The sequence below is a fragment of the Pseudomonas sp. RIT-To-2 genome (assembly GCF_029623465.1).
In the GTDB taxonomy this organism is placed as follows: domain Bacteria; phylum Pseudomonadota; class Gammaproteobacteria; order Pseudomonadales; family Pseudomonadaceae; genus Aquipseudomonas; species Aquipseudomonas silvicola.
Window position 1 is genome coordinate 141667 of the sequence record NZ_JAPYKM010000002.1, and the last position, 13626, is coordinate 155292.

Annotated in this window: 12 protein-coding genes; 7 read left to right on the forward strand and 5 right to left on the reverse strand. The window is 61.8% G+C overall.

Features of this window, described 5'->3' with window-relative positions:
- Nucleotides 1-221: 221 nt before the first annotated feature.
- Complete coding sequence (gene pcaR / locus QBK88_RS02590; RefSeq protein WP_268148654.1) at nt 222-1064, reverse strand: pca regulon transcriptional regulator PcaR; 843 nt, start codon at nt 1062-1064, stop codon at nt 222-224.
- Nucleotides 1065-1592: 528 nt separating this feature from the next.
- On the opposite strand from pcaR, the gene QBK88_RS02595 reads away from it, so the two are divergent.
- Nucleotides 1593-1793: a hypothetical protein gene (locus tag QBK88_RS02595; RefSeq protein ID WP_268148652.1), complete on the forward strand. Its 201-nt coding sequence runs from the start codon at nt 1593-1595 to the stop codon at nt 1791-1793.
- Nucleotides 1794-2095: 302 nt separating this feature from the next.
- Nucleotides 2096-3568: an inorganic phosphate transporter gene (locus QBK88_RS02600; protein WP_277960801.1), complete on the forward strand. Its 1473-nt coding sequence runs from the start codon at nt 2096-2098 to the stop codon at nt 3566-3568.
- 90 nt (nt 3569-3658) lie between these two features.
- Here QBK88_RS02600 and QBK88_RS02605 read toward each other — a convergent pair whose 3' ends face one another.
- Nucleotides 3659-5137, reverse strand: coding sequence for a helicase HerA-like domain-containing protein (locus QBK88_RS02605; protein ID WP_277960802.1), 1479 nt, complete (start codon nt 5135-5137; stop codon nt 3659-3661).
- 153 nt (nt 5138-5290) lie between these two features.
- Here QBK88_RS02605 and QBK88_RS02610 point away from each other — a divergent pair, with 153 nt between their 5' ends.
- From QBK88_RS02610 to QBK88_RS02625, 4 genes are all read left to right on the forward strand, one after another.
- Nucleotides 5291-7180 (forward strand): methyl-accepting chemotaxis protein, encoded by a 1890-nt coding sequence (locus QBK88_RS02610; RefSeq protein WP_277960803.1) that lies wholly within the window; start codon nt 5291-5293, stop codon nt 7178-7180.
- A gap of 102 nt (nt 7181-7282) precedes the next feature.
- A complete protein-coding gene (locus tag QBK88_RS02615) occupies nt 7283-8398 on the forward strand; it encodes a glycosyltransferase family 4 protein (protein ID WP_445764882.1) in 1116 nt (371 codons plus the stop codon).
- Nucleotides 8391-9146: a polysaccharide deacetylase family protein gene (locus QBK88_RS02620; protein ID WP_277960804.1), complete on the forward strand. Its 756-nt coding sequence runs from the start codon at nt 8391-8393 to the stop codon at nt 9144-9146. The genes QBK88_RS02615 and QBK88_RS02620 overlap by 8 nt, the downstream gene beginning before the upstream one ends.
- Complete coding sequence (locus tag QBK88_RS02625; protein ID WP_277960805.1) at nt 9143-10132, forward strand: lysylphosphatidylglycerol synthase transmembrane domain-containing protein; 990 nt, start codon at nt 9143-9145, stop codon at nt 10130-10132. The genes QBK88_RS02620 and QBK88_RS02625 overlap by 4 nt, the downstream gene beginning before the upstream one ends.
- An 87-nt stretch (nt 10133-10219) precedes the next feature.
- Here QBK88_RS02625 and QBK88_RS02630 read toward each other — a convergent pair whose 3' ends face one another.
- Together QBK88_RS02630 and purU are read right to left on the reverse strand one after the other, a co-directional pair.
- A complete protein-coding gene (locus QBK88_RS02630) occupies nt 10220-10384 on the reverse strand; it encodes a hypothetical protein (protein WP_277960806.1) in 165 nt (54 codons plus the stop codon).
- Nucleotides 10385-10402: 18 nt separating this feature from the next.
- Nucleotides 10403-11254, reverse strand: a complete 852-nt coding sequence (gene purU, locus QBK88_RS02635; RefSeq protein WP_268148641.1) for a formyltetrahydrofolate deformylase — start codon at nt 11252-11254, stop codon at nt 10403-10405.
- Between the two features lie 327 nt (nt 11255-11581).
- On the opposite strand from purU, the gene mvaT reads away from it, so the two are divergent.
- A complete protein-coding gene (gene mvaT, locus QBK88_RS02640; RefSeq protein ID WP_268148639.1) occupies nt 11582-11962 on the forward strand; it encodes a histone-like nucleoid-structuring protein MvaT in 381 nt (126 codons plus the stop codon).
- Between the two features lie 80 nt (nt 11963-12042).
- Here mvaT and sbcB read toward each other — a convergent pair whose 3' ends face one another.
- Complete coding sequence (sbcB, locus tag QBK88_RS02645) at nt 12043-13473, reverse strand: exodeoxyribonuclease I (RefSeq protein ID WP_277960807.1); 1431 nt, start codon at nt 13471-13473, stop codon at nt 12043-12045.
- Nucleotides 13474-13626: the final 153 nt, after the last annotated feature.

A 13626-nucleotide genomic window follows, 5' to 3' on the forward strand; every position in this document is an offset into this window, starting at 1 on the left:
ATAGCGGTGGAACGGGGGTCAGGCTCCGCGGTTTCGCTGCGGGCAGACGTGCGGGCAGCACGCGGGACGGTAGGGGGTCATGAGGTTAACCTCTCGCACTTTATTATTGGAAAAGGCCGAACGGGGTTCGGCCTGTGCGGGCGACATTAATCAGCGCCGCGAACCGGCGCAATTCGACAAACGCATATCTGTGCGTTTATCGAACAGCAACGGCTGGTTGGTCAGGAGAACAATTGCGCACTGAGGTCGCGGCTGGCGTTGAGCATGATCGGCAGGATGCGCTGTTCAAGCTCGGTGCGGCTGGCGCGCCCCGCATGGGTGCTGACGTTCAAGGCGGCAAGTACCTGGCCCGAGGCGTCGTAGACCGGCACCGCGATGGACCGCAGCCCCTGCTCCAGCTCCTGGTCGACAATGCACCAGCCCTGCTGGCGAACCAGTTGCAGGCACTCGAGCAGCGCTTCGGTAGTGGTCAACGTACGGCTGGTCTTGGGCTGCAGTTCGACATGCTCCAGGTAATCCTTGAGCGACACATCGTCCAGCGCCGCCAGCAGGATACGGCCCATGGACGTGCAATAGGCCGGCAACCGCCCGCCCACGGCCAGGTCCACGGAGATCAGGCGCTGGGTGGTGGCCGAACGCGCGATGTAGAGAATGTCGTCGCCTTCCAGGGTGGCCATGTTGCAGGCCTCGTGCAGTTGCTCGCTCATGCGGTCCAGGTACGGCTGGGCCGTCACCGCCAGCGGCGTGGACGACAAGTAGGCGTGCCCCAGGGTCAGCACCTTGGGCAACAGCGAGTAGGTACGGCCATCGGTGGTGGCATAACCCAGCTTGATAAGGGTGTGCAGGCAGCGGCGCACGGCAGCGCGGGGGATTTCGGTACGGTGGCTGATCTGGGCGATGGTCAGGTGGCGCTTGCGCTCCTGAAACGCCTGCACCACGGCAAGCCCGCGGGCCAGCGAGGTCATGAAATCGGGATCGCCGGCGAACGCCTGGATTCGCTTGGCCGGTGACGCCACGATCGGCGGGGCCAACGAGGTGAATGAATTGCGCAGTTGATCGTTCATTCCGGGTCCTTTGCATGGTCAATCTGTACGACGAGGCTTTCCTCAGGGGCGATTATCGAACCATCGACCGATAATCGCAATTGACCATTTGGTAGGTTGCTTATACCTTTCTACTGCCACCAATGTGGCTTCTTGGAGAGACTGGTCAGGTACCCACCAAAGAAGTCTCAGGCACGGCCTTGCCCCGGGGTGAGGCCGTTTTGATTTTCCGCCGGCGGGCAACGGCTCGCGGCCAGTAACAAAATGCACACTTAAAGTTGCCCGGACAGCCCCGCGCATCAATAGTGTTATGCGCACGGGTTGCTATAATAAAAGCCGTGACGCTTGTGACAGTTTAGTTCACTGGCGAGCATGACTCCGTCACGGCCAACCTGTTTTGCGCCGCACGGCCCGCCGGGCGTCCGAGCCCCGGCCTCTGCTGAACAATAACCAGACTGTTGCTACGACAGCCCCTGTTCCGGTGACGTGGCCGCCTGCCAGCCTGGCAGTGCGCAACACCGGACTGATCAAGAACCATTAGGTAACAATGTGACGAAAGATGAACTGCGCGTGGAACTTGAGCGCCAGGAACAACGTTACAAGGAAGTTTACGGCGGAGAAGTCACCACTTACGCCGCCCAACCGGAACCTGAACGCAAACCTTGGCGCAAACGCGCCAGCCTCCTTGACCAGGCATTTGCCCAGGAACTGCAGAAAATCGAAAAGGATCTCCACAGCGAGGAACCTTAGGGGGCTGAAGGCACTCTGATGGCGTGGCCGAGGGTCAAACCGATCATTGCCGACTGATGACAGCGGTGTGACGGAAAATTTCATACGCCCGTTTGAGGGGGTGAAAACCGGCCACCGGACCTTCGTTTTTGCTGCCAAAGCCCGATATTCTGCGGCTTTCACCCGCCTGAACCACCAGGCGGGCAGTACCTGACCGACCTGACCAAATAGTTGAAAATTGTTACCGATCGGCTGCCGGGGCATCGATTTCCGGGGTTTTCTGGCATAATCGCGCCCCCTTATGACCGGGTCAGAAAACCTTCATGATTGATTTATTCCACGGAGTCGACGCCTGGGTACTGGTGAGCCTTTTCCTGGCGCTCGCTTTTGTCCTGGCTTTCGAGTTCATCAATGGCTTTCATGACACCGCCAACGCGGTCGCCACAGTCATTTATACCAAAGCCATGCCGCCTCACCTGGCCGTGTTCTTCTCCGGTGCCTTCAACTTCCTGGGCGTGCTGTTTGGCGGTGTGGGCGTCGCTTATGCCATCGTTCACCTGCTGCCGGTCGAGCTGCTGATCAACGTCAACACAGGCAAGGGCCTGGCCATGGTGTTCTCGCTGCTGGCCGCGGCCATCGCGTGGAACCTGGGCACCTGGTACTTCGGCATTCCGTCGTCCAGCTCGCACACCCTGATCGGTTCGATCCTGGGCGTGGGCCTGGCCAATGCCCTGCTCAACCACATTCCCCTGGCCAACGGCATCAACTGGCAGAAAGCGATCGATATCGGCGCGTCGCTGGTGGTCTCCCCCATCGTCGGTTTTGTGTTGGCGGGCCTCATCCTCGTGGGCCTGAAGTGGTGGCGGCCGCTGTCCAACATGCACAAGACCCCTGAACAGCGCAAAAAGACCGACTCCAAGAAGCACCCGCCGTTCTGGAACCGCCTGGTACTGGTGGTCTCGGCCATGGCCGTGAGCTTCGTGCACGGCTCCAACGACGGTCAGAAGGGCATCGGCCTGATCATGCTGGTGTTGATCGGCATCGTCCCGGCGCAGTTCGTACTGGACCTGAGCAGCACCACCTACCAGATCGAGCGTACCCGTGACGCCACCTTGCACCTGAGCCAGTTCTACCAGCGCAACGAAGCCAGCCTGGGCGAATACCTGGCCCTGGGCAAAGCCCGCAGCGGCGACCTGCCCGACCAGTTCCGCTGTGAACCACAGCAGACCGAACCGACCATCGCCGCCTTGCAGGGCACCTTGCAAGGCGTGTCGGATTACCACTCGCTGGCACCGGAAAAGCGCATTGAAGTGCGCCGCTACCTGCTGTGCCTGGACGACACCGCGCGTCAGGTAGGCAAGTTGCCAGCGCTGGACTCGCGTGAAAAGTCCGACCTGGAGAAACTACGCAAGGACCTGACCGTTACCACCGAGTACGCGCCTTTCTGGGTCGTGGTGGCAGTGGCGCTGGCGTTGGGTCTTGGCACCATGATCGGCTGGAAGCGTGTGGTACTGACCATCGGCGAGAAAATCGGCAAGCAGGGCATGACCTATGCCCAGGGCATGTCGGCGCAGATCACCGCGGCCCTGTCCATCGGCCTGGCCAACGTCTTCAGCCTGCCGGTTTCGACCACGCACGTGCTGTCGTCGGGCGTGGCCGGCACCATGGTCGCGAACAAGAGCGGCCTGCAGGGCGGCACCATCAAGACCATCATGCTGGCCTGGGTACTGACCCTGCCCGCATCGATGGCGCTGGCGGCCGGGCTGTTCTGGTTGTCCTCGAAAGTGGTGGGTTAATACCCGCCGCAACGGAAAAGGCGCCTGCGGGCGCCTTTTTCATGCCTGTCCCTACCTCCAGCCCAAAAGCGCCCCGCAAGGCGTCCAGACCTAACGCCGCTTCTTGCCCCCCAGCAACGACCCCATCAAGCCGCGCACCAACTCGCGCCCCAACTGGTTCGCCGCCTGGCGCATGGCCGATTTGATGGCCTGCCCCGCTACCCCACCCAGCAGTTCGCCGGCCCTGTCGGCCAGGCTGGTGCCGGCCGGCGCGGGCTCGGTGCTTTCCTCAGCGGGCGGTGCTTTGCGGGCCAACAGTATTTCGTAGGCCGACTCCCGGTCGATGGGCTGGTCATAGCGCCCGGCCAGCGGCGAGGCGGCGATGATGGCCTGGCGCTCGGCCTCGCTCAGCGGGCCGATCCGCGATTGCGGTGGCGCCACCAATACCCGCTGGACCATGGCCGGGGTACCCTTGTCCTGCAAGGTCCCCACCAACGCTTCGCCAATACCCAGCTCGGTCAATACCGCCAGGGTGTCGAAAGCCGGGTTGGCCCGGAAACCCTCGGCCACCGCCTTCAAGGCTTTCTGCTCTTTGGCGGTGAACGCCCGCAGGCCGTGCTGCACCCGCAACCCCAGTTGCGCCAGCACGTTGTCCGGCAGGTCCGTGGGCGACTGCGTGACGAAATACACCCCGACGCCCTTGGATCGAATCAGCCGCACCACCTGTTCAAGGCGCTCTTGCAGGGCTTTGGGTGTACCGGCGAACAACAGGTGCGCTTCGTCGAAGAACAATGCCAGCAACGGCTTGTCGGCGTCGCCACGCTCGGGCAACTGCTCGAACAATTCGGCCAGCAACCACAACAGAAAGGTGGCATAGACCTTGGGTGCCTCATGCACCAGGCGGCTGGCGTCGAGCAAGTGGATGCGGCCGCGCCCATCCGCGGCCGGCGCCAGCAGGTCAGCCAACTGCAACGCGGGCTCCCCGAACAAGGCGTCGGCGCCCTGTTGCTCCAGGGTCGCCAGGCGCCGCAGGAGCGCCTGGGTGGAACCGGTGGTCATCAGCGCGCTGTCATCACCCAGCACGGCGGGGTTGTCACGCAAGTAGCCCAGCAACGCCTTGAGGTCTTTGAGGTCAAGCAGCAGCAACCCTTCGCGGTCAGCCACCTTGAACGCGGCGTAAAGGGCCGCTTGCTGGCTATCGGTCAACTCAAGCAGGCTGCCAAGCAACAGCGGGCCCATTTCGCTGAGCGTGGTGCGCAACGGGTGGCCACTGTGCCCCTGCACATCCCACAACGTCACCGGGAAGGCCTGTGGGCGGTGGCCCAGCCAGGGCATGCCGGCGATACGCTCGGCCACCTTGCCACTGGGGGCACCCGCAGCGCCCAGGCCACACAGGTCACCCTTGATATCAGCGGCAAACACTGCCACGCCAGCATCGCTGAACGCCTCGGCCAGCCGCTGCAAAGTGACCGTCTTGCCGGTACCGGTGGCGCCGGCGATCAGCCCGTGACGGTTGGCCAGGCGCAGTTGCTGGCCCACGGGCAGCCCCGCCAGGTCAGCCCCGACAAGCAATTGCGCGATGTCCGCCATTTCATCACCCCGCTCAAGTTTTACCCAGCCCCGGTCGATAGCGTGTAGGCAAGTCCCAACAAATCGAAAAACAGCTCGCCCCCGCCTTTAAGGGATGAAGGCTTTGCTCAACTCTCCCTGCCCTGATTTAGACCTTAGCGGATCGTATGCCTCATGACTAAAAACCTGAGATTCAGCCACAAGATTCTCATCGCGGCCTCCCTGATCGTGATGGCCGCTTTTGCGCTGTTCACCCTGTACAACGATTACCTTCAGCGCAATGCCATTCGCCAGAACCTGGAGAGTTACCTCCACGAAATGGGCGACGTGACGTCGACCAACATCAGTACGTGGCTGGGCGGGCGTATCCTGCTGGTGCAGAACGTCGTTGAAAACATCCAGCTCAACCCGGACCCTGCCAATGTCTACCATGTGCTGGAACAGCCGACGCTGCTCAACAACTTCCTGAATATCTACCTGGGCGACCCCGAAGGGCACTTCTACAACAAGCCGGTGACCACCATGCCGGCAGGTTATGACCCACGCGTGCGCCCTTGGTACAAAAGTGGCCTGGCGACCAACGGTGCCTTCCTGACCGAGCCCTACATCGACATGAGCACCGGCAAGCTGGTGATTTCCATCGTGCAGGCGGCCAATAAAGGCAACACCAACCTGGGCGTGGTGGGGGGCGACCTGAGCCTGGACACCATGGACAAGATCATCCGCTCGCTGGACTTCGGCGGCATGGGCCACGCCTTCCTGGTCAGCGCCGACGGCAAGATCCTGGTCCATCCTGACCGCGACCTGGTCATGAAAACCCTCAAGGACATGGCACCCGACGCCAACCTGGTGATCGATGACAAGCTGCATGAAGTGCAGATCGGCGGCAAGACCCGCATTGTCACGTTCGCCCAGGTCAAAGGCCTGCCTTCGGTGAACTGGTACATCGGGCTCTCCGTGGACCGGGAAAAAGCCTACGCTGCCCTCAGCCAATTCCGCGCCTCGGCCTTCATCGCCACTGTCGTTGCCGTGGTCATCATCATCGCCTTGCTGGGCATGCTGATGCGCGTGCTGATGGGCCCGCTGAACACCATGATCCGGGCCATGGAAAATATCGCCGAAGGTGAAGGCGACCTGACCCGCCGCCTGCAGATCCACAGCCACGACGAGTTCGGCCTGCTGGGCCGAGCCTTCAACCGCTTCGTAGAGCGTGTCCACGGCTCGATCCGCGAAGTGTCTTCGGCCACCGAACAGGTCAACGAAGTGGCCCTGCGCGTGGTGGCAGCCTCCAATTCATCGATGCTCAACTCCGACGAACAGGCCAACCGCACCAACAGCGTGGCCGCGGCCATCAACCAGCTGGGCGCCGCCGCCCAGGAAATCGCCCACAACGCGGCGCAGGCTTCGCAACAGGCCACCAGCGCCCGGCGCCTGGCCGAGGAAGGCCAGCAAGTGGTGGATAACAGTATTCAGGCCATGAACCGCCTGTCAGACCTGATCAGCACCTCCAGCGGCCATATCGAGACCCTCAACAACAAGACGGTGAACATCGGTCAGATTCTCGAGGTGATCACCAGCATTTCCCAGCAGACCAACCTGCTGGCGCTGAACGCGGCCATTGAAGCAGCCCGCGCCGGCGAAGCCGGCCGCGGCTTTGCGGTGGTGGCTGACGAAGTGCGCAACCTGGCCCACCGGACCCAGGAGTCGGCACAGCAAGTGCAGAACATGATCGAGGAACTGCAGGTAGGCGCCCGTGCGTCGGTCAGTACCATGGGTGAAAGCCAGCGCCACAGCCAAGACAGCGTTTCGATCGCCAACCAGGCCGGCGAGCGCCTTGGCAGCGTCACCGTGCGCATTGGCGAAATCGACGGCATGAACCAGTCGGTGGCCACCGCCACCGAGGAGCAGACTGCCGTGGTCGAATCGATCAACATGGACATCAACGAGATCAACACCCTGAACCAGGAAGGTATCGAGAACCTGCAGTCCACCCTGCGGGCCTGCTCCGACCTGGAACAGCAGGCCGCGCGCCTCAAGCAACTGGTAGGCAGCTTCCGCATCTGACCCCCGCCAACCGCGCCCTTGCCCACCGGGCGCGATTGGATCGAACAACTGTCCCTGGCAGCGGTCAACCTTAGGGAATGACACTGCGCAGGGATACCGATCGTGCATATCGCTGACATCACCATGTTCTACGCCCCAGCCAGTGGTGGCGTGAGAACCTATCTTGATGCCAAACACCGGCGCCTGAAGCTGACGCCCGGTGTACGCCACAGCCTCTTGATTCCCGGGCCGGCGCTGAACGAAGACAACGGCGTCTACCAGGTTCCAGCCCCGGCCCTGCCCTTTGGCAACGGTTACCGCTTCCCGCTGCGCCTGGCTCCCTGGCGCAATGTGCTCAAGGACCTGCAGCCCGACCTGATCGAAGTCGGCGACCCCTACCTCACCGCCTGGGCCGCACTGGATGCACGCCGGCAGCTGGATGTACCGGTGATTGGTTTTTATCACTCCGACCTGCCGCTGCTGGTCAGCAACCGCATGGGCAACTGGTTTACCCCCAATGTCGAAGCCTATGTGAGCAAGCTCTACGGCAATTTCGACCGGGTGTTGGCCCCCAGCCAGGTCATGGCTGACAAACTGTGCAGCCTGGGCGTGGGTAATGTGCACGTCCAGCGGCTGGGCGTGGACCTGGCGACTTTCAACCCCAGCCTGCGGGACGCCAGGCTCAAGGCGGAGCTGGGCATCCCCGAAGAAACCCGGCTACTGATCTTCGCTGGCCGCGGCTCCAAGGAGAAAAACCTACCGGTGCTGTTGCAGTGCATGAAGCGCCTGGGGCCCAAATACCATTTGCTGCTGGTAGGTTCGCACATGCCGGCCAATGTGCCGCGCAACGTCAGCGTATACGAGCAGTTCCGCCCAGCTCACGAGCTGGCAAGGCTGCTGGCCAGCGCCGATGCCCTGGTGCATGCCGGCGACCAGGAAACCTTCGGCCTGGTGATTCTGGAAGCCATGGCCAGCGGTATCCCGGTGGTGGCCGTCAACGCCGGGGCTTTCAGCGAAATCGTGCACCCGGACTGCGGCCTGCTGTGCCGCCCCAACGACCCCGTGGCCATGGCCGATGCGGTGCGCGAACTGTTCACCCAGGCCCCCGCCGACCTTGGCGTCCGCGCCCGCTTGCACGCTGAGCAGCATTACGCCTGGGACACCGTGGTCACCGGTTTGCTGGAACACTACCGCGCGGTGCTTGGCACCAGCGCCCACAAGGTGGCCCGCCATGGCTGAAGTGATGCTGGTACTGCATGACGTGTCCCCACAGAGCTGGGAAGACTACAAACCCTTCGTCGATGCCGTGGACGCACTGGGCGATGTGCCCATGACGTTATTGGTGGTTCCGGACTTCCACCACCACAACCATGTGCACAACTTTCCGGCCTTCCGGCGCATGATGGACCTGCGCCTGGCGCGCGGCGACGAACTGGCCCTGCATGGTTTTTACCACGCCGATGACGGCCCGATACCCCACACCCCGCGGGACTACTTCATGCGCCGGGTGTACACCTGGGAAGGCGAATTCTACGGTTTGTCGGAAGCTGACGCGCAGACCCGCCTGGAAGCGGGCCTTGATGTGTTCGCCCGCAACGACTGGCCGGTGCACGGGTTCGTGGCCCCTGCCTGGCTGATGAGCGAAGGCACTCGCCAGGCTTTGAAACGCTTGCCCCTGGCCTACACCAGCGACCCTCAGCACCTGTACCGGCTACCGGACTTTGCCCAGGTATCGGCCCCGGGCCTAGTCTGGAGCGCCCGCAGCGCGTGGCGCCGAGGCCTGTCCAAAGTCATCAGCGACTGGCGCCAGCAACAATGGCAGCAGGCCCCGTGCATTCGCCTGGGGTTGCACCCGGTGGACATGCGCCATGGCTACTCCCGCGATTACTGGTTGCAGACCCTCGTTAGCCTGTTGGAACAAGGGCGCGTGCCCATGACCAAGTTCGCCTGGCTGCAGCATCAGGCTCAACAGCGCCGGGCTGCATGAAGCGCTGGCTGTGGCTGGCGGCAGCGCTGCTGTTGGCGGTGCTGATCCCGCTGTGGCTGGGGGGTCCCGAGATGCTGGCTCGCCTGCAACGCTTCCCCGCTCCCTTGTGGCCAGTGATGCTGGCCATGATTGGCCTGTGCTGGTGCATCAACGCCTTGCGCTTGCGCCTGTTGCTGGGCGCCCTGGCCGGCCGGCTGACAGGCCGACGCTGCCTGGGTACCGTGATGGCCACCGAGTTCGCTATCTGCGCCACGCCGGGCGGCAGCGGTGGGCCACTGACGCTACTGGCATTGCTGGGCCGCCATGGGCTCAGGCCGGCACAGGCCAGCGCGGTGTTTGCCATGGACCAGTTGAGCGACCTGGCGTTTTTTCTCTGTGCCTTGGGCGCGATATTCTTCTACGCACTCTTTCACCACCTCAACCACAGCCTTCAATGGCTGCTGACCCTCAGCGCCCTGCTGATGTTCGGGGGCCTGGCCCTGGGGGTGGCAGTGGTGCGTTGGCACCGGCAGGTGTTGCGCTTCAATGGCCGGTTACTGCGGCTTGTGGGGGTGAATGCGGGCAAGCGGCGACGCTGGGCGCGCAAGCTGCTGCATTTTCTCGAAGCCTTCAGCGACACATTCAAGCTGCCCCGGCCGACGCTGGTCAAGGTATTCGCCCTCACGTGCCTGCACTGGGCCGTGCGTTACAGCGTGCTGTACCTGGCGTTGCTCGGGCTGGGCGCGCAAGTGGACTGGGCATGGACGTTTCTGATCCAGATGCTGTCGCTCAGTGCAGGGCAGTTCAGCCTGTTGCCTGGCGGCGCGGGCGCGGCGGAATTGACTTCTGCGGCGCTGCTGGCGCCCATGGTGGGCAAATCGACGGCGGCCGCGGCGATTCTGATCTGGCGGGTAGTGACTTACTACTTCTACCTGGTGGCGGGGGGGCCGGTATTCGTGCTGATGCTGGGCCGGCCTCTGTTGCACAAGCTCAAGGGTGCGCTGTAGGACGCCGTTCCCAAGCTTCGCCCGGTCCAGCGATGGCCTTCGCCGACGCGAGGGGCCGGGCGAAGCTCGGGAAGGGCGCTGCGTGAATCAAGCCTGCGGATCCTGCGGGTGGGTTTCTTCCCACAACTGCTCAGCCCCGGGAAAATCCGTCCCATCCTCGTCGCTGAGCGCATCCGGGTCATACCGGCTCAGGCAGCCCTCGCCCACCGTGGGCGGCGGGGTGACGGCGGCTTTGTCGCGTGGATCGCTCATCACCCGCCGCTCCATGGGTCAGTTGAACACGACAGTCTTGTTGCCGTGCACCAGCACGCGGTCTTCCAGGTGGTAGCGCAACCCGCGGGCCAGCACCATTTTTTCCACGTCGCGGCCGAAGCGCACCATGTCTTCGATGCTGTCGCTGTGGCTCACGCGCACCACGTCCTGTTCGATGATAGGCCCGGCATCGAGTTCTTCGGTCACGTAGTGACACGTGGCGCCGATGAGCTTCACGCCGCGCATGGACGCCTGGTGGTACGGCTTGGCCCCCACGAACGAAGGCAGGAAGCTGTGGTGAATGTTGATGACCTTGCCCGCGTAAGCCTGGCAGATCTGCGGCGGCAGGATCTGCATGTAGCGTGCCAGCACCACCACGTCAGCCTGATGCTGGTCGACCAGGCGCGACACTTCGGCGAACGCCGGCTGCTTGTCCTTCGGGTCAACGGGCACATGGAAATAGGGAATGCCATGCCACTCGACCATGCTGCGCAGGTCATCATGGTTGGAGATCACGCAGGCGATCTCGCAGTCCAGCTCGTCGCTGTGCCAGCGGTGCAACAAGTCAGCCAGGCAATGAGACTCGCGGCTGGCCATCAGCACCACGCGTTTCTTCTGTTCCGTGTCGGTAATGCGCCACACCATGGAAAACTCTTCGGCGATGGGCGCGAAGGCCTCGCGAAATGCTTCGATACCAAATGGCAGGGTGTCGGCGCGGATTTCATGGCGCATGAAGAACCAGCCACTCTGGTCATCGGAGTGGTGACTGGCCTCATTGATCCAGCCGTTATGGGAAGCCAGGAAATTACTGACTTTGGCGACAATGCCAACGCGGTCCGGGCAAGCGATAACCAGCCGAAAAGTGCGCATGTGGGGAAACTCCAAGACTTCGCAAAGGCGGCTATTCTAGCGTTTGTTCAGCAAAACTGCAGTATTCCTTGCGCGCTGCGCGGGCCCCACGCTTCAATCCCCTACCGCGATCAGGGGTAATGGCTCATGGCTACTCTACGCAGCGGTGCCATTATCCCCGACCGGGCAACTGCGCCGCCGTTCAAACTTAACTGCACGGCCGACCCTCGTGATTAAATTAACGTCATTTACACAGTGTGCGGCGGTTTAATGTTTACTTGAACAAGCGCTATGACTATTATTGAGCCAACTGTATCCCTGACACACCGCATTCATAAGGTCCTGCACATGTCCCTGATCAACGAATACCGCGCTACAGAAGAAGCCATCAAAGAACTGCAAGCCCGTTTGAAGAACCTGTCGCAAGACGACAAACTGCAAACCGAGCTGGAATTCGAAGGCAAACTGCGCGCCCTGATGGGTGAATACCAGAAATCCCTGCGCGACATCATCGCCCTGCTGGATCCTGAAGCCAAGCTGAACAAAGCCCCACGCGGTGGCGCTGTAAAAACCACCGGCACCAAGCGTGCTCGTAAAGTTAAGCAGTACAAAAACCCGCACAACGGTGAAGTCATCGAAACCAAAGGCGGCAACCACAAGACCCTGAAAGAGTGGAAAGCCAAGTGGGGCGGCGATGTGGTTGAAGGTTGGGCAACTCTGCTGGGCTGATTGATTCGGCCCCGGCCCTGTCAACCCATCAAGAAAAACGCCGGCGTGATGCCGGCGTTTTTTTATGCGCGCGGGAAACGTTATATAGCCAACCGCTGGCGCAGTTGCTCCACATGGGCCTGCCACTGTGCCAGTACTTGCAGCTGCGCAGGCGTCGCGTTGGCCTGCCAGGGCAACAATGCCTCGGCGAAACCGGCCAGCGTATTCGGGGCACCCCACGCCTCGTCCGTCAGGCGTTGCTGGCAGAAGTGCAGCCAGGCTGCGCGCTCCTCATCGTTCAACGTATCCGGAAAGTTACGTGCGCGATAGCGAAACAATAACTCAGGCAAACGCTCGTCATCGAACATCCACGTCTGCGTGGCCAACTGTTGTGGGTCCAGAGTGCGAACCTGCTCACACAACCGACGATCACGGTCGCCGATAAAGCCGCCGTATAACTGTTGTTCAGGGTCACTCACCTCGGCAAAGGCCTCCTCAGCGTAGAGCAAAGGCAATTTATCCTGCCATACATGCTGCGCCTGGCTCAGCTGCTCCGCCCGCTGCCGATAAAGATTCATGTCCAACTGTAAACGTTCGCGATCCTCATCACGGACTACGCCAAGCGGTGCGAGCACCGGACAGCGGTTGACGTGAATCAGCTTCAATGGCACCGGTAATTGCCCATCGGGCAACTCATCACGGCGGCAATACAAACGCTGACGCAACACTTCTGCATTTTCGTCCAGCAGGGGCTGAGGGTCGCCATGCAGGTCGCACACAATCAGTGCGTTTCGATTACGCGGGTGCCAGGCCAATGGCAATACCACACCCAGGTAATTGCGTTCGGCAGAAAAGCGCCCGGAGATATGCACCAGCGGCTGCAATAAGCGGATCTGATCCATTACTTTCTGCTTGCTGCGTGCCTGGTATAACCAGTTATACAGTTTGGGCTGGCGTTCACGAATCAGCCGTGCAAGGGCAATGGTGGCACGCACATCAGACAGTGCATCGTGGGCCTGGCCGTGATCAATGCCGTTGGCCGCCGTCAACAATTCAAGCTTCATGCTGACCCGGCCATCCACTTGCGGCCAGACAATGCCATCAGGGCGCAGGGCATAGGCAGCACGGACCACGTCGATCAAGTCCCAGCGGCTGTTGCCACCCTGCCATTCCCGGGCATAGGGGTCGAAAAAGTTGCGATACAGGCTGTAGCGCGTGACTTCGTCGTCAAAGCGCAGGGTGTTATACCCGGCACTGCATGTTTCGGGACGCGCCATCTGGGCGTTTACCCGCGTCATGAATTCGGCCTCGCACAGGCCACGTTCGGCCAGGCGCTGGGGGGTTATACCAGTGATCACGCACGCTGCCGGGTGCGGCAGGATATCGTCGCTGGGCTGGCAATACAGGTTGATGGGTTCTTCGATTTCATTGAGGTTGGCATCGGTGCGAATACCGGCGACCTGCAAGGCCCGGTCATTGCGCGGGTTGATGCCGGTGGTTTCGTAGTCGTACCAGAAGATGCTGGAAGTCACGGGGTGGTCCTGTGTACAAAGTCGGCAAAGTCTAGGCGTTGTATGCTTCCACGACCAGCCATGAGCGCCGTTGCGGAACAGCAGATTAATGTCAGGTTGCTTCAAGCCCCTGGGGTGGCTAGGATCGCCAGACAGCTTTTATCTTTCAGCCCC

Coding starts and splice junctions, on each gene's coding strand:
- pcaR (WP_268148654.1), bottom strand. CDS start 1,064: ATGAACGATCAACTGCGCAATTCATTCACCTCGTTGGCCCCGCCGATC.
- QBK88_RS02600 (WP_277960801.1), top strand. CDS start 2,096: ATGATTGATTTATTCCACGGAGTCGACGCCTGGGTACTGGTGAGCCTT.
- QBK88_RS02605 (WP_277960802.1), bottom strand. CDS start 5,137: ATGGCGGACATCGCGCAATTGCTTGTCGGGGCTGACCTGGCGGGGCTG.
- QBK88_RS02610 (WP_277960803.1), top strand. CDS start 5,291: ATGACTAAAAACCTGAGATTCAGCCACAAGATTCTCATCGCGGCCTCC.
- QBK88_RS02620 (WP_277960804.1), top strand. CDS start 8,391: ATGGCTGAAGTGATGCTGGTACTGCATGACGTGTCCCCACAGAGCTGG.
- QBK88_RS02625 (WP_277960805.1), top strand. CDS start 9,143: ATGAAGCGCTGGCTGTGGCTGGCGGCAGCGCTGCTGTTGGCGGTGCTG.
- QBK88_RS02630 (WP_277960806.1), bottom strand. CDS start 10,384: ATGAGCGATCCACGCGACAAAGCCGCCGTCACCCCGCCGCCCACGGTG.
- purU (WP_268148641.1), bottom strand. CDS start 11,254: ATGCGCACTTTTCGGCTGGTTATCGCTTGCCCGGACCGCGTTGGCATT.
- mvaT (WP_268148639.1), top strand. CDS start 11,582: ATGTCCCTGATCAACGAATACCGCGCTACAGAAGAAGCCATCAAAGAA.